The organism is Pseudomonas sp. IT-P171 (genome assembly GCF_949767765.1).
Classification (GTDB): Bacteria; Pseudomonadota; Gammaproteobacteria; order Pseudomonadales; family Pseudomonadaceae; genus Aquipseudomonas; species Aquipseudomonas fluorescens_B.
Window position 1 is genome coordinate 101,407 of record NZ_CATKQN010000007.1, and the last position, 21,741, is coordinate 123,147.

Here is a 21,741-nt window from a genome sequence, read left to right on the forward strand (position 1 = left end):
AAGGCCTGCACCGGGATCTGAACGCTACGCAGATCCCTGTGGGAGCGAGCCTGCTCGCGAAGACGGACTGACATTCAACATCGATGTCGGCTGATACACCGCTTTCGCGAGCAGGCTCGCTCCCACAGTGGATTGTGTGCATTTCAGGTGCTGTGCCAGGCCCCACCTTTTGAAACTACCGTGACCGAGTCCTGACGATGAACACTGAATTCCGTAAACCGCTGCCCGGCAGCCATTTGGATTACTTCGACGTCCGTGCGGCGGTCGAAGCCATCCAGCCCGGCGCCTACGACACCCTGCCGTACACCTCCCGCGTGCTGGCGGAAAACCTGGTGCGTCGCTGCGACCCGGCCACGCTCACCGAATCCCTGAAGCAATTCATCGAGCGCAAACGCGACCTCGACTTCCCATGGTTCCCGGCCCGCGTGGTGTGCCACGACATTCTCGGCCAGACCGCGCTGGTCGACCTCGCCGGCCTGCGTGACGCCATCGCCCTGCAAGGTGGCGACCCGGCGCAAGTGAACCCGGTGGTGCCGACACAATTGATCGTCGACCACTCCCTGGCCGTCGAGCGCGGTGGTTTCGATCCGGACGCGTTCGAGAAGAACCGCGCCATCGAAGACCGTCGCAACGAAGACCGTTTCCACTTCATCAACTGGACCAAGAAAGCGTTCAAGAACGTTGACGTGATTCCGCCCGGCAACGGGATCATGCACCAGATCAACCTGGAGAAAATGTCTCCGGTGATCCAGGTGCGCGATGGCGTGGCGTTCCCTGATACCTGCGTCGGCACCGACAGTCACACCCCGCACGTCGATGCCCTGGGTGTGATCGCCATTGGCGTCGGTGGCCTGGAAGCCGAGAGCGTGATGCTTGGCCGCGCATCGTGGATGCGTCTGCCGGAAAGCGTCGGCGTCGAACTGACCGGCAAACTGCAACCGGGCATCACCGCCACCGACATGGTGCTGGCGCTGACCGAGTTCCTGCGCAAGCAAAAAGTCGTCGGCGCGTGGCTGGAGTTCTTCGGCGAAGGCGCCTCCGCGCTGACCCTCGGCGACCGCGCAACCATTTCCAACATGGCTCCGGAATACGGCGCCACCGCGGCGATGTTCTACATCGACCAGCAAACCATCGACTACCTCAAACTCACCGGCCGTGAAGACGAGCAAGTACAGTTGGTCGAGAACTACGCCAAGACCACCGGCCTGTGGGCCGACAGCCTGAAGGGTGCGCAATACGAGCGCGGCCTGACCTTCAACCTGTCCTCGGTAGTGCGCAACATGGCCGGCCCGAGCAACCCGCACGCTCGCGTTGCTACGTCTGACCTCGCCGCGCAAGGCATCTCCGGGAAATGGGACGACGTACCTGGCCAGATGCCGGACGGCGCGGTGATCATCGCCGCCATCACCAGTTGCACCAACACCAGCAACCCGCGCAACGTGATTGCCGCCGGCCTGCTGGCGCGCAATGCCAACAAGCTCGGGTTGACCCGCAAGCCGTGGGTCAAGTCGTCCCTGGCACCGGGTTCGAAAACCGTGGCGTTGTACCTCGATGAAGCGGGCCTGACGGACGAACTGGAACAACTCGGTTTCGGCGTCGTGGCCTTTGCTTGCACCACCTGCAACGGCATGTCCGGCGCGCTGGACCCGGTGATCCAGCAAGAGATCATCGACCGCGACCTGTACGCCACCGCCGTGCTCTCGGGCAACCGCAACTTCGACGGGCGGATTCACCCTTACGCCAAGAATGCATTCCTCGCTTCGCCGCCTTTGGTGGTGGCTTACGCCATCGCCGGCACCATCCGTTTCGACATCGAAAAAGATGTGCTGGGCCTGGATGCAAACGGTAAGGAAATCCGCCTGAAGGACATCTGGCCGAGCGACGAAGAGATCGACGCGGTGGTGAAAGCCTCGGTCAAACCTGAGCAGTTCCGTCAGGTTTACATCCCGATGTTCGCCATCCACGAAGACACCGGTCCTAAGGTCACGCCGCTGTACGCCTGGCGCGAGATGAGCACCTACATCCGCCGTCCGCCGTACTGGGAAGGTGCGCTGGCCGGTGCGCGCCCGCTCAAGGGCATGCGCCCGCTGGCGGTGCTGCCGGACAACATCACCACCGATCACCTGTCGCCGTCGAACGCGATCATGCTCGACAGCGCCGCCGGCGAATACCTGGCGAAAATGGGCCTGCCGGAAGAGGATTTCAACTCCTACGCCACGCACCGCGGTGACCACCTGACCGCGCAACGCGCCACCTTCGCCAACCCGAAACTGTTCAACGAAATGGTCCAGGAAAACGGCAAGGTCAAGCAGGGGTCGCTGGCCCGCGTGGAACCGGAAGGCAAGGTCATGCGCATGTGGGAAGCCATCGAAACCTACATGGAACGCAAGCAGCCGCTGATCATCATCGCCGGCGCCGATTACGGTCAGGGTTCGTCCCGCGACTGGGCGGCCAAAGGCGTGCGTCTGGCGGGTGTGGAAGCGATTGCCGCCGAAGGGTTCGAGCGTATTCACCGCACCAACCTGGTGGGCATGGGCGTGTTGCCGCTGGAGTTCAAGCCGGGCACCAACCGCCACACGCTCGCCATCGACGGCAGCGAAACCTACGACGTGATCGGCGAACGCACACCGCGCGCCGAGCTGACGCTGGTGATCAATCGCAAGAACGGTGAGCGCGTCGAAGTGCCGGTGACCTGCCGCCTCGACACTGCTGAAGAAGTGTCGATCTATGAGGCCGGCGGCGTGCTGCAACGCTTCGCGCAGGACTTCCTCGAAGAATCGGCGGTTGCCGTCTAAATCAAGCTGTGCGGACGCGGGACTTCAAGTCCCGTGTCTGTCTTGAAGGAGCACCCATGGCTCACGCACCCCAGATCAAAATCGCCGCCACCTACATGCGCGGCGGCACCAGCAAAGGCGTATTTTTCAGCCTGAAAGACCTGCCCGAAGCGGCACAGATTCCCGGCCCGGCGCGCGACGCCCTGTTGCTGCGGGTGATCGGCAGCCCCGACCCGTACGACAAGCAAATCGATGGCATGGGCGGCGCGACTTCCAGCACCAGTAAAACCGTAATCCTGTCGAAAAGCCTCAAGGCCGATCACGACGTCGATTACCTGTTCGGTCAGGTCTCCATCGACAAGCCATTCGTGGACTGGAGCGGCAACTGCGGCAACCTGTCGGCGGCGGTCGGTTCGTTCGCCATCAGCAACGGCCTGGTGGACGCCAGCCGCATTCCGCACAACGGTGTGGCGGTGGTGCGCGTGTGGCAGGCCAACATCGGCAAGACCATCATCGCCCACGTACCGATCACCAATGGTGAGGTGCAGGAAACCGGTGATTTCGAACTCGACGGCGTGACCTTTCCGGCAGCCGAAGTGCAGGTCGAATTCATGGACCCGGCGGCGGAAGAGGAGGGCGGTGGCGGTTCGATGTTTCCTACCGGGAATCTGGTGGACGACCTCGAAGTGCCCGGCGTCGGGACGTTCAAGGCAACCATGATCAATGCGGGTATCCCGACTATTTTCGTCAATGCCGAAGACATCGGTTACACCGGCACCGAGTTGCAGGGCGCTATCAACGGTGATCCGAAAGCACTGGCGATGTTCGAGACCATTCGTGCTTACGGTGCGCTGCGCATGGGGCTGATTTCCAATCTGGATGAAGCCGCGAAGCGCCAGCACACGCCCAAGGTTGCCTTTGTGGCCAAGCCTGCGGATTACGTCGCGTCCAGCGGTAAAGCGATTGCGGCAGGTGATGTCGATCTATTGGTGCGCGCATTGTCCATGGGCAAGTTGCACCACGCGATGATGGGCACTGCGGCGGTCGCTATCGGCACTGCCGCCGCCATTTCCGGCACGCTGGTAAACCTCGCAGCGGGCGGCATCGAGCGCAATGCCGTGCGTTTCGGCCATCCGTCGGGCACCTTGCGCGTCGGTGCCGAGGCCAGCCTGGTGGACGGTGAATGGACAGTGAACAAAGCCATCATGAGCCGCAGTGCGCGGGTGTTGATGGAAGGGTTTGTTCGCGTGCCGGGAGATTCTTTCTGAACCCGACACGGAACCAGAGATAAACACAAAACCCTGTGGGGGCGAGCCTGCTCGCGATGGCGGACTGACATCCAGCATTCATGTCGACGGATACACCGCAATCGCGAGCAGGCTCGCTCCCACAGTGGACTGCATTTCAATCATAAGAATTTTTCATTAACTGAGATTGCCCTGAACCGAGGTCCCATCAACGAACCACTTCACGAGTGAATCGAACATGAGCACCAACGTCGACCAAAACAACCGCCCCGACTACGACACGGTCCTGCAGGACATTGCCGATTACGTCCTCAACTTCAAGATCGAGTCCAGGGAAGCTCTGGACACTGCCCGCAACTGCCTGATCGACACCCTCGGCTGCGGCTTGCTGGCGCTGCGTTTCCCCGAATGCACCAAACACCTCGGGCCGATCGTCGAAGGCACCGTCGTCCCGTTCGGCGCCCGCGTACCCGGTACCAGCTATCGTCTCGACCCGGTCAAAGCGGCGTGGGACATCGGCTGCATCGTGCGCTGGCTCGACTACAACGACACCTGGCTCGCCGCTGAATGGGGCCATCCGTCCGATAACCTCGGCGGCATTCTCGCGGTGGCCGATCACCTGTCGCAAAAGCGCCTGGCCAATGGCGACGCGCCGCTGACCGTTCGCGCCGTCCTTGAAGCCATGATCATGGCCCATGAGATTCAGGGCGTGATCGCGCTGGAAAACTCCTTCAACCGTGTAGGCCTTGATCACGTCATCCTGGTGAAAGTCGCTTCGACCGCCGTTACTGCCAAACTGATGGGCGCCAATCGCGAGCAGTTGCTGTCCGCGCTGTCCCATGCCTTTGCCGACGGGCAAGCGTTGCGCACCTATCGGCATGCGCCGAATGCCGGTTCACGCAAATCCTGGGCGGCGGGCGATGCGACCAGTCGAGGTGTGCGTCTGGCGGACATCGCGATGCGTGGCGAGATGGGCATTCCCGGGGTGCTGACCGCCAGGCAGTGGGGCTTCTACGACGTGTCGTTCAGCCACACCAACAACGACCTGGCGCTCAAGCCCGAAGACAGGCGTGCCTTCCGTTTCACCCGCTCCTATGGCAGCTACGTGATGGAAAACGTGCTGTTCAAAATCAGCTTCCCGGCCGAATTTCACGCGCAAACCGCTTGCGAAGCGGCTGTGACGTTGCATCCACAAGTCAGGAATCGCCTGCACGAGATCGACAGAATCGTCATCACCACCCACGAGTCGGCGATCCGCATTATTTCCAAGGTCGGCCCGCTGGCCAATGCGGCGGACCGCGACCACTGCATCCAGTACATGACCGCCGTGCCGCTGGCCTTCGGCAATCTGGTGGCCGAGCAGTACGAAGATGACTTTCATGCGGCGCATCCGATCATCGATGTGCTGCGCGAAAAAATGGTCATCGTCGAAGACCCGCAATACACCCGCGAATACCTGGAGGCGGACAAACGCTCGATCGCCAATGCGATACAGGTGTTTTTCAAGGACGGGTCCGGCACCGGGAAGGTGGTGGTTGAATACCCGATCGGCCATCGTCGGCGCCGTGCGGAAGGTATTCCGCTGCTGGAAGACAAGTTCAGGGCGAACCTGCTGACACGATTCACGGGTCAGCGTAGCGAGGAGATTTTTGCGTTGTGCAGGGATCAGGAGCGGCTTGAGGCGACGCCGGTGAACCGGTTTGTGGATTTGTTTGTTATCTAGAGGACCGCGTTATCGTTCAATCGCTAGCAGGCTGCTCCCACAGTTGATTTGTGTTCACCGCAGATCAACTGTGGGAGCCAGCCTGCTAGCGATGAGGCCAGAACAGGCAACAGAGAATTACTTGAACCGCCGCTCCACGCCTTTCTCCACCAGAATCTTCGCCGAAATCTCTTCAACGGAAAAATGCGTGGAATTGATGTGTGCAATGTTCTCGCGACGGAACAGATTCTCCACCTCGCGCACTTCGAACTCGCACTGCGCGTAGCTCGAATAGCGGCTGTTGGGCTTGCGCTCGTTGCGGATCGCGGTGAGGCGGTCCGGGTCGATGGTCAGGCCGAACAGTTTGTGCTGGTGGGCGCGCAGGGCGTTTGGCAGGGTCAGGCGTTCCATGTCGTCTTCGGTCAGCGGGTAGTTGGCCGCGCGGATGCCGAATTGCATGGCCATGTACAGGCACGTCGGTGTCTTACCACAACGCGACACCCCCACTAGGATCAGGTCGGCCTTGTCGTAATAATGCGTGCGCGCGCCGTCGTCGTTGTCGAGGGCGAAGTTCACCGCCTCGATGCGCTCCATGTAATTGGAGTTGCCGCCGATCGAGTGCGACTTGCCGACGGTATAGGAAGAATGCTCGGTCAGTTCCTGTTCAAGCGGTGCCAGGAAGGTCGAGAAAATGTCGATCATGAAACCATTGGACGTCGCGAGGATCTCACGAATGTCCTGATTGACGATGGTGTCGAAGATAATCGGCCGGAAGCCGTCGGTTTCGGCGGCTTTGTTGATTTGTTGTACCATGGCCCGCGCTTTATCCACGTTGTCGATGTACGGCCGCGTGAATTTGCTGAAGGTAATGTTTTCGAACTGCGCCAGGAGGCTTTGACCCAGGGTTTCGGCTGTGATGCCGGTGCCATCGGAGATAAAGAAAGCAGATCGTTTCATTTGCACCTTGGGCCTTAAGCTAGTAACGAATCTTGGATATGATAGGCGCGATTTGCCGGCCGCCCTTGGCCCGCATTCTCACTTATTTTCCAGGTCCAGGCCATACAGCTGGCAAATGCTCCCTCGGAGCGCCGGCTTCTGAGCTTTTCCAACACAGTTAGTGGAGAGATCACCTTGGTAGAGTACGTAGTTTCCCTCGATAAGCTCGGCGTCCATGATGTGGAGCACGTAGGGGGCAAGAACGCATCCCTGGGCGAGATGATCAGTAACCTTGCAGGTGCCGGTGTATCGGTGCCCGGTGGCTTCGCCACGACAGCTCAGGCTTATCGTGATTTTCTGGAACTGAGCGGCCTGAACGATCAGATCCACGCCGCCCTCGACGCCCTGGACGTCGATGATGTCAACGCCCTGGCCAAGACCGGCGCCCAGATCCGTCAATGGATCATGGAAGCCGAATTCCCCGAGAAGCTCAACGCCGAGATCCGCACCGCATTCGCCACGCTGTCGGCCGGCAACCCTGACATGGCCGTGGCCGTGCGCTCTTCCGCTACTGCCGAAGACCTGCCGGACGCTTCCTTCGCCGGTCAGCAGGAAACTTTCCTGAACATCCGTGGTGTCGAAAACGTCATTCGCGCCGCCAAAGAGGTGTTCGCTTCGCTGTTCAACGACCGTGCCATTTCCTACCGCGTGCACCAGGGCTTCGATCACAAGCTGGTGGCTCTGTCGGCTGGCGTGCAGCGCATGGTCCGCTCCGAAACCGGCACCGCCGGCGTGATGTTCACCCTCGATACTGAATCGGGCTTCCGTGACGTGGTGTTCATCACCGGCGCCTACGGCCTGGGTGAAACCGTCGTACAAGGCGCGGTGAACCCGGACGAATTCTACGTCCACAAACAAACCCTCGAGGCCGGTCGTCCGGCGATCCTGCGCCGTAACCTGGGCAGCAAAGCGATCAAGATGATCTACGGCGAAGTCGCCACGGCCGGCAAGTCGGTCAAGACCATCGACGTCGACAAGGCCGATCGCGCACGTTTCTGCCTCAGCGACGCCGAAGTCAGCGAGCTGGCCAAACAAGCGATGATCATCGAGAAGCACTACAAGTGCCCGATGGACATCGAATGGGCCAAAGACGGTGACGACGGCAAGCTCTACATCGTTCAGGCCCGTCCTGAAACCGTGAAGAGCCGCACCCAGGCCAACGTCATGGAACGTTACCTGTTGAAAGAAACCGGCACCGTGCTGGTTGAAGGTCGCGCCATCGGCCAGCGCATCGGCGCCGGCAAGGTTCGCATCATCAAGGACGTGTCCGAGATGGACAAAGTCCAGCCGGGCGACGTTCTCGTTTCCGACATGACCGACCCGGACTGGGAACCGGTCATGAAGCGCGCCAGCGCCATCGTCACCAACCGTGGCGGCCGTACCTGCCACGCGGCGATCATCGCTCGCGAGCTGGGCATCCCGGCCGTGGTCGGTTGCGGCAACGCCACCCAGCTGTTGAAAGACGGCCAGGGCGTCACCGTTTCCTGCGCTGAAGGCGACACCGGCTACATCTTCGAAGGCGAACTGGGCTTCGATATCAAGAAAAACTCCGTCGATGCCATGCCTGATCTGCCATTCAAGATCATGATGAACGTCGGCAACCCGGACCGCGCCTTCGACTTCGCGCAACTGCCGAACGCCGGTGTGGGCCTGGCCCGCCTTGAGTTCATCATCAACCGCATGATCGGTGTGCACCCCAAAGCGCTGTTGAACTACGACGGCCTGCCGCAGGACATCAAGGACAGCGTCGACAAGCGCATCGCCGGTTACGACGATCCGGTCGGCTTCTACGTCGACAAACTGGTTGAAGGCATCAGCACCCTGGCCGCTGCGTTCACCCCGAAAAAGGTCATCGTGCGTCTGTCGGACTTCAAGTCCAACGAATACGCCAACCTGATCGGCGGCAAGCTCTACGAGCCGGAAGAAGAAAACCCGATGCTGGGCTTCCGTGGTGCTTCGCGTTACATCAGCGAATCGTTCCGCGACTGCTTCGAGCTCGAATGCCGCGCCCTCAAGCGTGTGCGCAACGAGATGGGCCTGACCAACGTTGAAATCATGGTGCCGTTCGTCCGTACCCTGGGCGAAGCGAGCCAGGTCATCGACCTGCTGGCAGAAAACGGCCTGGCCCGCGGCGAGAACGGTCTGCGCATCATCATGATGTGCGAACTGCCATCCAACGCGATCCTCGCCGAAGAGTTCCTCGAATTCTTCGACGGCTTCTCCATCGGCTCCAACGACCTGACTCAGTTGACGCTGGGCCTGGACCGTGACTCCGGGATCATCGCTCACCTGTTCGACGAGCGTAATCCGGCGGTCAAGAAGCTGCTGGCGAACGCCATTGCCGCGTGCAACAAGGCCGGCAAGTACATCGGCATTTGCGGTCAGGGCCCCTCGGACCACCCTGATCTGGCCAAATGGCTGATGGAACAGGGTATCGAAAGCGTTTCGTTGAACCCCGATTCCGTACTGGAAACCTGGTTCTTCCTGGCGGAAGGTCAGGCTTCGGCCTGATTCGTGAATGAAGCCTCGGTCGAGTGGCCGGGGCTTTAAGATTCAAGTAGGGCGGGCTCCTCTGGATGCCGCCCTTTTTTGTGCAAGAGCATTATGCAAAGCAGCAGCAACCTATTTCCTGTCGCCCTGATCAGCGCCGAGCGGCGCGGCGATCTGAGCGAAGACGTTTATCGTTTGAAACCCGGCAACAGTCCCGATGGTACTGTGGAGTTGGCCGTGACCCGATTGGGCATGGCGGATGAGCCCGCGCACGGGGGCGTGCCGGTGATTCTGTTGCACGGCAGTTTTTCCAATCGACGGTTCTGGTTTTCTCCCAAGGGGCTGGGACTCGGGGCTTACCTGACACGCCTGGGATTCGATGTATGGATTCCGGAAATGCGCGGCCATGGCCTGTCCCAGCGCAACCAGAACTACCGCAAAAACCGCGTCGCCGATTACGCTCGTTACGATCTGCCAGCCATCGGCGCGTTCGTGCGTGAGCAGAGTGGCCAGGTCCCGCACTGGATCGGCCACTCGCTGGGCGGGATAACCCTGGCGGCGGCGCTGGGTGGCGAGTACATCGGTGAACCGGTGGTGGCCTCTGCGGCGTTCTTCGGCACACAAGTCAGTCGCACCTACTGGCCGTTGAAGATCCCGCCGGTTGAGTGGAGCGGGCGCTTCATTCTCAAGCGTTTCGCCCAGCTGTCCGGGTCACGGCTCAAGCGCGGCCCGGAGGACGAGCCGATTGGCCTGGCCCTGGAAAGCATGCGCTGGTACGGTCTGTTCGGACGTTTTGGCGATGCCGACAAGGACTGGTGGGCCGGATTGGCCGATGTCCGCTTGCCCGTGTTGGCGGTGAGTGCGGCGGGTGACCATCAGGATCCCGCGTGGGCCTGTCGCAAGTTGTTTGACCAGGTGGGCTCCGAGCACAAGCAGTTCATCAACCTCGGTCGCGAACAGGGCTTTGGCGACAACTTCGGCCACGTGGAAATGCTCGTCAGCAAAGCGGCGCAGACTGAGGTCTGGCCGTTGGTGGCGCGCTGGTTGGCCGATCAGCACACGCCGTTGTCGGGAGACAAGCCGGATTTGGCCGCGGCAGTCTGAGCCCGATGCTCTATCAAGGGCATTTCGCTCTGATCGGCTTGCGGCTAAGATATGACGCATTGAGCTTTTCCGGTCACTTTGCGACATCCTCGATTGTCTTCCTCTTTACAGGAGTTTCTCGATGAACCATTACATCACGCCTGACCTGTGCGACGCCTATCCTGAACTGGTGCAAGTGCTGGAGCCGATGTTCAGCAATTTCGGCGGCCGCGATTCCTTCGGTGGCGAAATCGTGACCATCAAGTGCTTCGAAGACAACTCGCGCGTCAAGGAGCAGGTCGAGCTCAAGGGCGATGGCAAGGTGCTGGTGGTCGATGGTGGCGGCTCCCTGCGTCATGCGTTGCTGGGTGACATGCTGGCCGAGAAAGCCGCGAACAACGGTTGGGAAGGGCTGGTGATCTACGGTTGCATCCGCGACGTCGATATCATCGCGCAGACCGACCTGGGCGTTCAGGCCCTCGCCAGCCACCCGAGGAAATCCGACCGGCGCGGGCTCGGCGACCTCAACGTGGTGGTGACCTTTGCCGGTGTGACGTTCCGTCCAGGCGAGTACATCTATGCGGACAACAACGGCGTGATCATCTCGCCAAGTCCGCTGAAGATGCCTGAATAAACGTTGAGCCAGGCAAAGGGGTGAGGATGTTCGAGGAAGACAACGCGCAGTGGGGGCTGGTGCATGCCCTGGTGCTGGATGGTAAAGGCGGTGCGCGTTCGATAGCCCGGACTGAACTCGATGATTTGCAGCTGCAGGCGCACGAAAGCCTGTGGCTGCACTGGGATCGCAGTCACCCGCAAACCCAGACCTGGCTGCGCAAATCCAGCGGCCTGAGTGAATTCAGCTGTGATCTGTTGCTGGAAGAAAACACCCGTCCGCGTCTCTTACAGCTTTCCGACAGCGAACTGCTGCTATTTTTACGCGGCGTCAATCTGAATCCGGGTGCGGAACCGGAAGACATGGTGTCGGTGCGGATTTTTGCTTCGGCACAGCGGGTGATTTCCCTGCGTCTGCGCCCGTTGCGCGCCACTGATGAATTGCTGGTGCAGCTCGCCGAAGGCAAAGGACCGAAAACTGCCTCCGAACTTATCCTTTATATGGCTCAGTACCTCACCAACAAGGTGCAGGATCTGGTCGGCTGCCTCTCGGAAGTGGTCGATGAGGAAGAAGAGAAGCTGGATACCGACGAACGGTATACACCCGAACATGACTCCATTTTGCAGATCCGTCGGAGGGCGGCTGCGCTGAAACGTTTCCTGGCACCGCAGCGGGATATTTTCGGACAGCTGACGCGGATAAAACTACCCTGGTTTGTCGAAGATGACGGCGATTACTGGAACGAATTGAACAACAGCCTGACCCGCTATCTTGAGGAGCTGGAGTTGACCCGGGAGCGCGTGGGGCTGGTCCTGGAGGCCGAAGACCGGCGATTGAGCGTGCGCATGAACCGCACGATGTACCGCTTCGGGATCATCACCGGGATCTTTTTGCCGATGAGTTTCCTGACCGGTCTTTTGGGTATCAACGTGGGGGGAATTCCGTTCTCTGCCAGCCCCTACGGCTTCCTGATTGCCTGCCTGATGATGGTTTCGGTGGCACTGGGGCAGTGGTGGTTATTCCGACGTTTGCGCTGGGTCTGATGATGAGCCATGTGACCCGTGCAAATCTGGCCGCGTCTTTCACAGACATCACGAGAGGTGCGTATGCACGATCCGTTTGAACAGTCTTTGCGCGACATGCTGAACGCCTCGCCGTCCACTCGGGACGACGATGCGTGTCTGGGCCGTGTCCTGAAAACCGCCAATCGCCAGGTCGGCGCCGGTGATCTGTTCAGCCTGCTGGGCCGCTGGTTGCCCGCGCTGATGATTGCCCTGAATAACGGATCGGCGCACGTTTCGCCGGTTTCCCGTCACCGTAAACCTACCGTTCGCACTGCTGATAAGGCTGATTGAATATGGAACTTGATCTCTGGACTCAGAGCCTCGTCACTGCAATGACTGCGTTATGGACCAAGGTTGCGAATTTCATTCCGAACCTGTTCGGCGCACTGGTCGTGCTGCTGTTGGGTTTCGTCGTTGCGAAACTTTTGGATACTTTGCTGTCGAAGTTGCTCGCCAAGCTCGGTCTCGATCGCTTGATGGGCGGCACCGGTCTGACAAAATTGCTGTCCCGGGCCGGCCTTCAAGTACCGATTTCGACGCTGATCGGTAAAATCGTCTACTGGTTCGTTCTGCTGATTTTTCTGGTTTCGGCCGCAGAATCCCTTGGACTTGAGCGAGTTTCAGCTACGCTGGACATGCTTGCTCTGTATTTGCCGAAAGTTTTCGGCGCTGCGCTGGTGCTGCTGGTGGGTGTTTTACTGGCTCAACTGGCCAATGGGCTGGTGCGTGGCGCGGCAGAAGGCGTAGGGCTGGATTACGCTGCAGGGTTGGGGCGAATTTCCCAGGGCCTGGTCATTATCATCAGTATTTCGGTCGCGATCAGCCAGTTGGAGGTCAAGACTGACCTGCTGAACCATGTGATCGTGATCGTATTGATAACCGTTGGTCTGGCGGTTGCGCTGGCCATGGGGTTGGGAAGCCGGGAAATTGCCGGCCAGATTCTTGCGGGAATCTATGTGCGTGAGTTGTATCAGGTTGGGCAACAAGTGCGTGTTGGCGAGGTCGAAGGTCAGATCGAAGAGATCGGCACGGTTAAAACCACATTGCTGACCGATGAGGGTGAGCTAGTCTCTCTCTCCAATCGGATCCTCCTGGAGCAGCATGTGAGTAGCCGCTAACCCGGCAAACCCTGCTAATGTATGCCGCCGCAAAATGCCCTGAAGGGCTGCGGCGGACATTGACCTGACTGTCGGCCCGACTTGTTTTGAATAAAGCTCAATCGCTCTCCACGCGCTACGACCCCCGCGAGCTCTCTGATGAGGAGTTGGTCGCGCGCTCGCATACCGAGCTGTTTCACGTAACGCGCGCCTATGAAGAATTGATGCGGCGTTACCAACGAACATTATTTAACGTCTGTGCACGATATCTTGGGAACGATCGCGATGCAGACGATGTCTGTCAGGAAGTGATGTTGAAGGTGCTGTATGGACTGAAGAACTTCGAGGGGAAATCGAAGTTCAAGACATGGCTATATAGCATCACGTACAACGAGTGCATCACGCAGTATCGGAAAGAACGGCGAAAGCGTCGCTTGATGGACGCTTTGAGTCTGGACCCCCTCGAGGAAGCGTCTGAAGAAAAGGCGCCGAAACCCGAGGAGAAGGGCGGACTTGATCGCTGGCTGGTGTATGTGAACCCGATTGACCGTGAAATTCTGGTGCTACGATTTGTCGCAGAGCTGGAGTTTCAGGAGATCGCAGACATCATGCACATGGGTTTGAGTGCAACAAAAATGCGTTACAAACGCGCTCTAGACAAATTGCGTGAGAAATTTGCAGGCATTGCTGAAACTTAGTTCGGCGCAAATATCTCTTACGTGTAGGCAAGTTCTGATAGACTTGCCGCCGAGTTGTCCCCCGGTTTGCGGGACTGCTTCACAATCACCAGATGGGGATTTAACGGATGAAACTGAAAAACACCTTGGGCTTGGCCATTGGTTCTCTTATTGCAGCCACTTCGTTCGGCGCACTGGCACAAGGCCAAGGCGCAGTTGAAATCGAAGGCTTCATGAAGAAAGAGTACTACGACAGCCAGCGCGATTTCAAAAACGACGGCAACCTGTTCGGTGGTTCGATCGGTTACTTCCTGACCGACGACGTTGAACTGCGTCTGGGCTACGACGAAGTGCACAACGTTCGTGGCGAAGATGGTAAGAACATCAAGGGCTCCGACACCGCCCTGGACGCTCTGTACCACTTCAACAACCCAGGCGACATGGTACGTCCGTACGTATCCGCTGGTTTCTCCGACCAGAGCATCGGCCAGACCGGCCGTGGTGGTCGTAACGGCTCCACTTTCGCCAACGTTGGCGGCGGTGCCAAGCTGTACTTCACTGACAACTTCTACGCCCGTGCCGGCGTTGAAGCTCAGTACAACATCGACCAAGGTGACACCGAGTGGGCTCCAAGCGTCGGTATCGGTGTGAACTTCGGTGGCGGCTCCAAGCCTGCAGCCGCTCCAGTTCCAGCACCAGCTGAAGTCTGCTCCGACAGCGACAACGACGGCGTTTGCGACAACGTTGACAAGTGCCCGGACACCCCAGCCAACGTAACTGTTGACGCTGATGGCTGCCCAGCAGTTGCTGAAGTTGTTCGTGTAGAGCTGGACGTTAAGTTCGATTTCGACAAATCTGTTGTTAAAACCAACAGCTACGGCGACATCAAGAACCTGGCTGACTTCATGAAGCAGTACCCATCCACCACCACTACTGTTGAAGGTCACACTGACTCCGTCGGTCCTGACGCTTACAACCAGAAACTGTCCGAGCGTCGTGCAAACGCCGTTAAGCAAGTTCTGACCAACCAGTACGGTGTTGAATCGTCCCGCGTTCAGTCTGTTGGCTACGGCGAATCCCGCCCAGTTGCTGACAACAAAACTGAAGCTGGTCGCGCTGTAAACCGTCGCGTAGAAGCGCAGGTTGAAGCTCAAGCTAAGTAATTAGCCCGCAGCTCTGAGAAAAGCCCGGCTTAGGCCGGGCTTTTCTTTGCCTGCGATTTGGGGGCCAGCATTGGATCTGCGGCGTGGCGAGAAGATCGCAGCCTGCGGCAGCTCCTACAAGGATGTACGCAGGGCCAATGTATGAGCTGCCGCAGGCTGCGATCTTTTGATCTGCTCGTCAGCCGCCACCGCGCCAATCACCAGAATGGCCGGGCTTTTCAGCTCAAAGGCGTAGGCATCTTCTTCCATCGCCGTCAGATCGCTGCGGCATTCCCGCTGGTGTGGCAGGGACGCGTTTTCAATCATCGCCACCGGTGTATCTGCCGCCATCCCGCCAATCAGCAACTGCTCGCGAATTTCACTCAGCTTCGCCACGCCCATATAAACCACCAATGTCGTGCCGCCTTGGGCGAGGGCTTGCCAGTTCAGGCTGCTGCCATCCTGGGTGTGGGCCGTCACCAGCGTCACGCCGCGCGCAACGCCCCGTAGCGTCAACGGAATATCGCATTGCGTTGCACCGGCGAGTCCGGCGGTGATGCCATTGACCAGCTCGACATCGACCCCGCGCTCGCGCAGCCACTGGGCCTCTTCACCGCCGCGACCAAAAATGCACGGATCGCCGCCCTTGAGCCGCACCACGCATTTTCCCTGACGGGCATAACGCAGCATCAATCGATGAATGAACGCCTGAGGCGTGGAGCGACAGCCACCGCGTTTGCCCACGGCAATGATTCGCGCCCGTGGACAATGCTCCAGCACCGCTTCGTTCACCAGATCGTCGATCAACACCACATCAGCTTCGCTCAACGCTCGAACAGCCTTGAGGGTCAGCAATTCCGGGTCGCCAGGACCTGCACCCACTAGCCAGACTTTTGCGTTCATAGTGTTTTCCTCACGAGATGACGGCGATCGGCTGCGCAGTGGCGGCCAACAAACGCTTTATTTCCGGGACGCAGGAGCCGCATTGCGTGCCGCAGCCCAATTCTTGTTTCAAACCTTGCAAGTCCAGGCCTCGGCGGATGCCGGCGCAGACCGCGTTCTGGCTGACGTTTTTGCAGTTGCACAGGGTTCTGGTGCCGGCGGCCGGCGCGCTGGCGTTACCAGGCGGCGCGCTCAGCGGTGCAAGCAGCCAGCGCCGCAGTTGCTGGTCGACGCGACCTTCGTGCCAGAGATCCTGCAGCCAGTGCTGGGCGAGGGTTTCGCCAGCGAGACGAATCGAGGTAATTCGGCCGTTCTCGATCCGCACCCGTTTACCGATGGAGCGCCGAGGGTCGTCGTAGGCCAGTACCGGACCCTCGTTGAGCCTCAGGCAGTGGTCGATATCACGCAGTAATTGCGGGTCTGGCGCTGTGGCGCTGGAAGCGCGTATGAGCAGCGCGGGGCGTTCACGGCCAACAAGGCTGAGGCTGGCGTAGGAAAACGCCTCGCAGAGTGGTCGTAGCGTCTCAAAATGCTGTTGGATATCGCCCTCGACCAAGGCGAAAAGGTTCCAGGGCAGGTTTACCGGGTCAATTCTTACTCCGGTGTGTTTGAGTTCCGGTTGTTTCGACAATGGATCAAACGCCGGTTGGGTGATCGAATTGACACCACCCTTCAGGAAGCGATCGCCCCAGTGCATGGGCAGGAAGGCCTGGCCAGGACGCACACTGTCGTCACTGCCGACGGCAACAATGAGCGCGCCGCGACGGCTTTTCAGGCTGACCAGCTCACCGGGTTGCAGTCCATGGCGGTGCAGGTCATCCGGGTGCAGGCTCAACACGGCTTCACTGACATGACCGAACAACTGCGCGGCCGTACCGGTGCGGCTCATGCCGTGCCATTGATCGCGCAGGCGGCCGGTGATCAGGGTCAGCGGGAATTCCCCATCACGTTGTTCCCGGGCGGCAAGATACGGATCGGCGATGAACCGGGCGCGTCCGCTGGCGGTCGGGAAAATCCCGTCCACGTACAATCGGGCCGTACCTTCACTGGCGTTTGCAGGAAATGGCCATTGCTGCGGCCCGAGACGGTCGATCAGCTCATGGCTGATGCCGGACAAGTCCAGATCACGGCCGCGAGTCAATTGCTTGTACTCATCGAAGATCTGCGCCGGGGTCTCGAACGCAAACAGACTGGCTTGATCGGGACGCAGATGTTTTTCCAGGCGCTGTGCGAAATCTACCGTGATCGCCCAGTCGGAACGCGCTTCACCGGGGGCGACAATCGCACGGCGGACATGGGAAATCCGCCGTTCAGAGTTGGTGACCGTCCCTTCCTTTTCACCCCAGCTGGCGGCAGGCAACAGCAGGTCGGCGAACGCGGCGGTTTCGGTGGTGCGAAAGGCTTCCTGCAACACCACGAACGGGCAGGCTTCCAGCGCTGCGCGCACGGCGGTCTGGTCCGGCATCGATTGCGCGGGGTTGGTGCAGGCAATCCACAGGGCTTTGACGGTTCCGCTACGAACCTGCTCAAACAGCTCGATCGCGCTGAGCCCGGTGCGTTCAGGCAATGGGTCAACGCCCCAGTAGGCGGCCACTTCCGCGCGGTGCTCGGCATTGGCCGCTTCGCGATGGCCGGGCAGCAAGTTCGACAAACTGCCAGTTTCCCGTCCCCCCATGGCATTCGGCTGGCCGGTCAGGGAGAAAGGTCCTGCACCCGGACGGCCAATCTGCCCGGTGGCGAGGTGAAGGTTGATCAGCGCGCTGTTTTTCGCGCTTCCGGCGGTGGACTGGTTCAAGCCCATGCACCACAACGACAGGAAACTCGGCGAGGTACCCACCCACTCGGCACATTGTTGCAGTTGTTCAACGCTGATCCCGCACAGCTGCGAAACCATTGGTGGCGTGTAATCGCGAACCAGGTCTTTCAGTTCGGCCAGCCCTTCGGTGTGGGCCTTGATGAAATCGCGGTCGATCCAGCCTTCCCACAGCAACAGGTACAAGATCCCATGGAACAACGCGACATCGGTGCCCGGAAGAATCGCCAGATGCAGGTCAGCCAAGTCGCAGGTGTCGGTGCGACGCGGGTCGATGACGATGACTTTCATCTGTGGCCGGCGGGATTTTGCCTCTTCGAGGCGCCGAAACAGTACCGGGTGGGCGTAGGCCATGTTGCTGCCGACGATCATCACGCAGTCGCTGGATTCCAGGTCTTCGTAGCTGCATGGCGGTGCATCGGCACCGAGGCTGCGCTTGTAGCCGACCACTGCCGAGGACATGCACAACCGCGAATTGCTGTCGATGTTGTTGGTACCGACCAGTGCTCGCGCCAGTTTGTTGAAACTGTAGTAATCCTCGGTCAGCAGTTGCCCGGAAATGTAAAACGCCACGCTGTCCGGGCCGTGTTCGGCGATGGTTTTGGCGAAGACGCTGGCAGCGTGATCAAGGGCCGTGTCCCAATCGGTGCGGCTGCGGGCCAGGCCCTTGCCGAGGCGCAGTTCCGGATACAGCGCTCGGGCCGCGAGGTCACCGGTCAGGTGCAGGGTCGAACCCTTGCTGCACAGTTTGCCGAAGTTGGCCGGGTGGGCCGGATCGCCGTTGACGCCGAGGATGCGCTCGCCGTCATGCTCGATCAGCACGCCGCAGCCGACTCCGCAATAGCAGCAGGTGGAGGCGGTGATCTGGCGGTTCATCAACTGGCTTCCTTCAAGGTTTCACCAAACATCAGGTGATCGCGGCGCTCGCCGATGTCCTGGTTCTCACGAATCTGCCGGAAGTACCAACCGCCATCTGCCGTATCGCCGTACAGGCAGGCACCGACCAGCACGTCATCCTTGATGACCAGCTTCTTGTAAATCCCGCTGATGGGGTCGGAGAGGGTGATGGTTTCGGTGCCTTCGCCGCCCATGAAGTCGCCGGCGGAAAACAGGTCGATGCCGGTGACTTTCAATTTGGTCGAGGTCACCGAGCCCTTGTAGGTGGCGAACCCCAGCCGGGCGAGATGGTTGGCGCAGACCCTGGCCTGTTCGAACAGCGGCGCGACCAGGCCATAGGCGATGCCACGGTGGCTGGCGCACTCGCCGATGGCGTAGACCCGCGGATCGTAGGTTTGCATCGTGTCGCTGACCAGAATCCCGCGATTGCAGGGGAGGCCGGACTTTTCCGCCAGTTCGCTCGCAGGGCGAATGCCGGCGGCCATCACCACCAGGTCGGCGGGAATGATGTCGCCATTGTGGAACTCGACCGAGCCGACCCGGCCATTGCCGGCATCGTGCAGGGCCCGGGTTTGCTCGCGAAGGCGAAACTTCAGGCCACGAGCCTCAAGCGCGGTTTGCAGCATTTGGCCGCTGACGTTGTCCAGTTGCCGCTCCAGCAACCACTCACCGTTGTGCACCACGGTGACGTGCATGCCGCGCAGCATCAGGCCGTTGGCCGCTTCCAGACCCAACAGGCCGCCGCCGATGACCACGGCGTGCTCGTGGGTTTTGGCGGTGTTGATCATGGCCTGGGTATCGGCGATGTCGCGGTAGCCGATCACGCCATGCAAAGTGTTGCCGGGGATCGGCAGGATAAACGGAGTCGAACCGGTGGCGATCAGCAGGCGGTCGTACTCGGCTTCGGTGCCGTCGTCGGCGATGACCCGGCGTTTGACCCGGTCGATCTCCACCACTTTGCGGTTGAGCAGCAACTTGATGTTGTTGTCGAGGTACCAGTCCAGGTCGTTGAGCACGATCTCTTCGAAGGTTTGTTCGCCGGCCAGTACGGGCGACAGCATAATGCGGTTGTAGTTGGTATGCGGTTCGGCGCCGAAGACGGTGATGTCGTACAGCTCGTTGCTCAGCTTGAGCAACTCTTCCAGGGTCCGAACCCCGGCCATGCCATTGCCGATCATCACCAGTTTTAGTTTTTTCATCAGGTTCTCCGGGTGCTCGGAACACATTTCGCGCAAACAAAAAAAGGCGTCCCGCTAGTTGCCTAGCGAGGACGCCTTTGTCCTGGTCCCGTTACTTCGGGAAGCGCATCCTTCGTCGTTGAAGGCTGGGCTTTATGTAAGTTGAAAGAGGTAATGCAGTGGTTGTGCCAAGTTATTCAAGGAAAGGATTTACGGGGCTGCTGGAGGGCATTTGAGGAACCGATTCAAAATTTTTGCACTGATTAGAGGCGGCTTGCCCGGTACTGGAGCATGCGAACCTGTGGCGAGGGAGCTCGCTCCCGCTCCCTCGCCACATAGGATCTGTTCGAATCAGGATGAATGGAGAACCAGAAACAACAGCACCAGATTTACCAGCAACGACCCCAGCGCCAACGTCCGCCAGACTTTCACCGGCTCGCGTTCCAGCAAAGGCCTTGGCCGCACACTCAAACTGCGCCGCTCGCCCTGTTCCAGTACCAGCAACCATTCTTCCGCCGTTTCATATCGCTCATCCGGGTTCGCCGCCACCGCGCGCTCCAGACTTTGCGCGATCCACTCGGACAGGTCGGGCCGGTAGCGACTGGCACTGACCGGTGCACCGAACCGCGGCCGCTGGAACGCTTCGATTTCGCCGTAGGGATAATGCCCGGTGAGCAGGAAATACAAAGTCACGCCGACCGCATACAAATCCTGTTGCGCCGACGGCGGATCGCCGCGAAAGGCTTCCGGCGCGATATAACTGGGCGTTCCAGGCAGGGTCGAGGCCTGGTCTTCAGACAGACCGGGGCAGTAGGCGAGGCCGAAGTCCAGCAGGCGCAGCTCGCCGTCGTCCCCCAGCAGCAGGTTTTCCGGTTTGATGTCGCGATGGAGAATCTGCCGGCGATGCAGCATGCCGACTGCCCGCAGCAAACGTTCCGCCAGGTCCTGCCATTGAGCCATGGGCAACATTGCGTTTCGCGCGCTCAGTTGTGCCAGGGTAGACCCGGAATATTCACGCATCACGTAGTACAAATGCTGACGCTGATGGGCGGCATGGACTTCAGGAAAATGCCGGCCGGCCACACGCTTGAGAAACCACTCTTCCGACAGCAATGCCTGCCCGGCCAGGTGATCGTCGCGCAGTGCCGCGGGCAAGGTTTTCAGCAGCCAGGGTTGTTGCTGAGCGTCGCGCACCCGGTAAAGCAGGGACTGCTGGCTCTGCCCGAGTATCGTTTCTACCTGCCACCCCTCAAAGGACTGGCCCGGTTTCAGCGCCGGCGGCAGTGGCCATTGCTGCAGATGAATCAGCGCGTCGCCGATACTCGTTTCACCGAGTGCGTCGACCCGCACCAGCAAAGCGCTGGCATTGTCCTGACTGCCCGCAAGATGCGCGGCACTCACCAGGGTGTGTGCCGCGCTGCGCAGATCCGGTTGATCGCGCAGGATCGCCGCAATCGCGGTGTCACCCAGCACAGCCCAGATGCCATCGCTGAGCAGCACGAAACTTTCATCCTGGCGCAACTCGCCATCGAGAAAATCCAGCACCAGATGCTGATCGAGGCCCAGCGCCCGTTTGAGCACATGCTGCATGCCCGGTTGGTCCCAGACGTGGTCTTCGCTGATCCGTTGCAAGTGATCGGCGTGCCAGCGATAAACCCTGCAGTCACCGACGTGCGCCAGGGTAAATCGCCTGCCGCGCATGACCAGGGCACTGACGGTCGTGAGCAGCGGTTGCCCACCGCCATTGGCCTGCAGCCAGCGATTCTGTGCCAGTAGCAGGCGGTCCAGTGCCTGGGCGACGCCCCAGGTTTCCGGGGTGGCGTAATAGTCCAGCGCCAGCGCCTGCAAGGTCGAACGGGCGGCGAGCCCGCCATCGGCGCACTGGCTGACGCCGTCGGCGATGGCGAACAGGTAGCCCTTGCTCGCCGCCAGCGCCGGCGCGGGAGTGACCAGGCGCAGGGCGTCCTGATTCTCCTCGCGCGGCCCCATGGCGCTGGCTTCGGCGAAACTCAGTTGCAGGCTCATT

15 protein-coding genes and 1 pseudogene are annotated in these 21,741 nt (G+C 60.1%); 11 read left to right on the forward strand and 5 right to left on the reverse strand.

Annotated features, from left to right (window positions below):
* Positions 1-197: 197 nt before the first annotated feature.
* From acnD to prpD, 3 genes are all read left to right on the forward strand, one after another.
* Positions 198-2,795, forward strand: a complete 2,598-nt coding sequence (gene acnD / locus ACM6I5_RS06245; protein ID WP_017337456.1) for a Fe/S-dependent 2-methylisocitrate dehydratase AcnD — start codon at positions 198-200, stop codon at positions 2,793-2,795.
* A 56-nt stretch (positions 2,796-2,851) separates the two neighbouring features.
* Positions 2,852-4,042 (forward strand): 2-methylaconitate cis-trans isomerase PrpF, encoded by a 1,191-nt coding sequence (gene prpF / locus ACM6I5_RS06250; protein ID WP_017337457.1) that lies wholly within the window; start codon positions 2,852-2,854, stop codon positions 4,040-4,042.
* Between the two features lie 217 nt (positions 4,043-4,259).
* Positions 4,260-5,744, forward strand: coding sequence for a 2-methylcitrate dehydratase (gene prpD, locus ACM6I5_RS06255; protein WP_414883412.1), 1,485 nt, complete (start codon positions 4,260-4,262; stop codon positions 5,742-5,744).
* Positions 5,745-5,861: 117 nt separating this feature from the next.
* On the opposite strand, the gene ACM6I5_RS06260 is transcribed toward prpD, so the two are convergent.
* Positions 5,862-6,680 (reverse strand): pyruvate, water dikinase regulatory protein, encoded by an 819-nt coding sequence (locus ACM6I5_RS06260; RefSeq protein ID WP_008027418.1) that lies wholly within the window; start codon positions 6,678-6,680, stop codon positions 5,862-5,864.
* 174 nt (positions 6,681-6,854) lie between these two features.
* Here ACM6I5_RS06260 and ppsA point away from each other — a divergent pair, with 174 nt between their 5' ends.
* From ppsA to ACM6I5_RS06300, 8 genes are all read left to right on the forward strand, one after another.
* Complete coding sequence (gene ppsA / locus ACM6I5_RS06265; protein WP_414883413.1) at positions 6,855-9,230, forward strand: phosphoenolpyruvate synthase; 2,376 nt, start codon at positions 6,855-6,857, stop codon at positions 9,228-9,230.
* 93 nt (positions 9,231-9,323) lie between these two features.
* Entirely contained in the window at positions 9,324-10,313 is a 990-nt protein-coding gene (locus ACM6I5_RS06270) for an alpha/beta fold hydrolase (protein WP_017337460.1), read from the forward strand.
* Between the two features lie 121 nt (positions 10,314-10,434).
* Positions 10,435-10,926 carry a ribonuclease E activity regulator RraA gene (gene rraA / locus ACM6I5_RS06275; protein WP_017337461.1) on the forward strand — a complete coding sequence of 164 codons (492 nt, stop codon included), beginning with the start codon at positions 10,435-10,437 and terminating at the stop codon, positions 10,924-10,926.
* Positions 10,927-10,952: 26 nt separating this feature from the next.
* Entirely contained in the window at positions 10,953-11,948 is a 996-nt protein-coding gene (locus ACM6I5_RS06280; protein WP_017337462.1) for a zinc transporter ZntB, read from the forward strand.
* A gap of 63 nt (positions 11,949-12,011) precedes the next feature.
* Entirely contained in the window at positions 12,012-12,260 is a 249-nt protein-coding gene (locus tag ACM6I5_RS06285; protein WP_007944521.1) for a hypothetical protein, read from the forward strand.
* A 2-nt stretch (positions 12,261-12,262) separates the two neighbouring features.
* Positions 12,263-13,087 carry a mechanosensitive ion channel family protein gene (locus ACM6I5_RS06290; protein WP_414883414.1) on the forward strand — a complete coding sequence of 275 codons (825 nt, stop codon included), beginning with the start codon at positions 12,263-12,265 and terminating at the stop codon, positions 13,085-13,087.
* A gap of 86 nt (positions 13,088-13,173) precedes the next feature.
* Positions 13,174-13,764, forward strand: a complete 591-nt coding sequence (gene sigX / locus ACM6I5_RS06295; RefSeq protein ID WP_017337463.1) for an RNA polymerase sigma factor SigX — start codon at positions 13,174-13,176, stop codon at positions 13,762-13,764.
* A gap of 107 nt (positions 13,765-13,871) precedes the next feature.
* The gene (locus ACM6I5_RS06300; RefSeq protein ID WP_414883415.1) at positions 13,872-14,906 is read left to right on the forward strand and encodes an OmpA family protein; all 1,035 of its coding nucleotides are present in this window, start codon (positions 13,872-13,874) and stop codon (positions 14,904-14,906) included.
* 114 nt (positions 14,907-15,020) lie between these two features.
* Here ACM6I5_RS06300 and cobA read toward each other — a convergent pair whose 3' ends face one another.
* The 4 genes and pseudogenes from cobA to ACM6I5_RS06320 all read right to left on the reverse strand — a co-directional run bounded on the left by cobA (position 15,021) and on the right by ACM6I5_RS06320 (position 21,740).
* Positions 15,021-15,788 carry a uroporphyrinogen-III C-methyltransferase gene (gene cobA, locus ACM6I5_RS06305; RefSeq protein WP_414883416.1) on the reverse strand — a complete coding sequence of 256 codons (768 nt, stop codon included), beginning with the start codon at positions 15,786-15,788 and terminating at the stop codon, positions 15,021-15,023.
* Positions 15,789-15,798: 10 nt separating this feature from the next.
* Positions 15,799-18,516, reverse strand: coding sequence for a molybdopterin-dependent oxidoreductase (locus tag ACM6I5_RS06310; RefSeq protein WP_414883417.1), 2,718 nt, complete (start codon positions 18,514-18,516; stop codon positions 15,799-15,801).
* 20 nt (positions 18,517-18,536) lie between these two features.
* A pseudogene (locus tag ACM6I5_RS06315) lies at positions 18,537-19,736 on the reverse strand (NAD(P)/FAD-dependent oxidoreductase); the annotation flags it as partial.
* A gap of 330 nt (positions 19,737-20,066) precedes the next feature.
* Entirely contained in the window at positions 20,067-21,740 is a 1,674-nt protein-coding gene (locus ACM6I5_RS06320; RefSeq protein ID WP_017337468.1) for a bifunctional protein-serine/threonine kinase/phosphatase, read from the reverse strand.
* Position 21,741 lies beyond the last annotated feature (1 nt).

Excerpts from the sequence above, each read along its gene's own strand:
- acnD (WP_017337456.1), top strand. The coding sequence starts at position 198 with ATGAACACTGAATTCCGTAAACCGCTGCCCGGCAGCCATTTGGATTAC.
- prpF (WP_017337457.1), top strand. The coding sequence starts at position 2,852 with ATGGCTCACGCACCCCAGATCAAAATCGCCGCCACCTACATGCGCGGC.
- prpD (WP_414883412.1), top strand. The coding sequence starts at position 4,260 with ATGAGCACCAACGTCGACCAAAACAACCGCCCCGACTACGACACGGTC.
- ACM6I5_RS06260 (WP_008027418.1), bottom strand. The coding sequence starts at position 6,680 with ATGAAACGATCTGCTTTCTTTATCTCCGATGGCACCGGCATCACAGCC.
- ACM6I5_RS06270 (WP_017337460.1), top strand. The coding sequence starts at position 9,324 with ATGCAAAGCAGCAGCAACCTATTTCCTGTCGCCCTGATCAGCGCCGAG.
- rraA (WP_017337461.1), top strand. The coding sequence starts at position 10,435 with ATGAACCATTACATCACGCCTGACCTGTGCGACGCCTATCCTGAACTG.
- ACM6I5_RS06280 (WP_017337462.1), top strand. The coding sequence starts at position 10,953 with ATGTTCGAGGAAGACAACGCGCAGTGGGGGCTGGTGCATGCCCTGGTG.
- ACM6I5_RS06285 (WP_007944521.1), top strand. The coding sequence starts at position 12,012 with ATGCACGATCCGTTTGAACAGTCTTTGCGCGACATGCTGAACGCCTCG.
- ACM6I5_RS06290 (WP_414883414.1), top strand. The coding sequence starts at position 12,263 with ATGGAACTTGATCTCTGGACTCAGAGCCTCGTCACTGCAATGACTGCG.
- ACM6I5_RS06300 (WP_414883415.1), top strand. The coding sequence starts at position 13,872 with ATGAAACTGAAAAACACCTTGGGCTTGGCCATTGGTTCTCTTATTGCA.
- cobA (WP_414883416.1), bottom strand. The coding sequence starts at position 15,788 with ATGAACGCAAAAGTCTGGCTAGTGGGTGCAGGTCCTGGCGACCCGGAA.
- ACM6I5_RS06310 (WP_414883417.1), bottom strand. The coding sequence starts at position 18,516 with ATGAACCGCCAGATCACCGCCTCCACCTGCTGCTATTGCGGAGTCGGC.
- ACM6I5_RS06320 (WP_017337468.1), bottom strand. The coding sequence starts at position 21,740 with ATGAGCCTGCAACTGAGTTTCGCCGAAGCCAGCGCCATGGGGCCGCGC.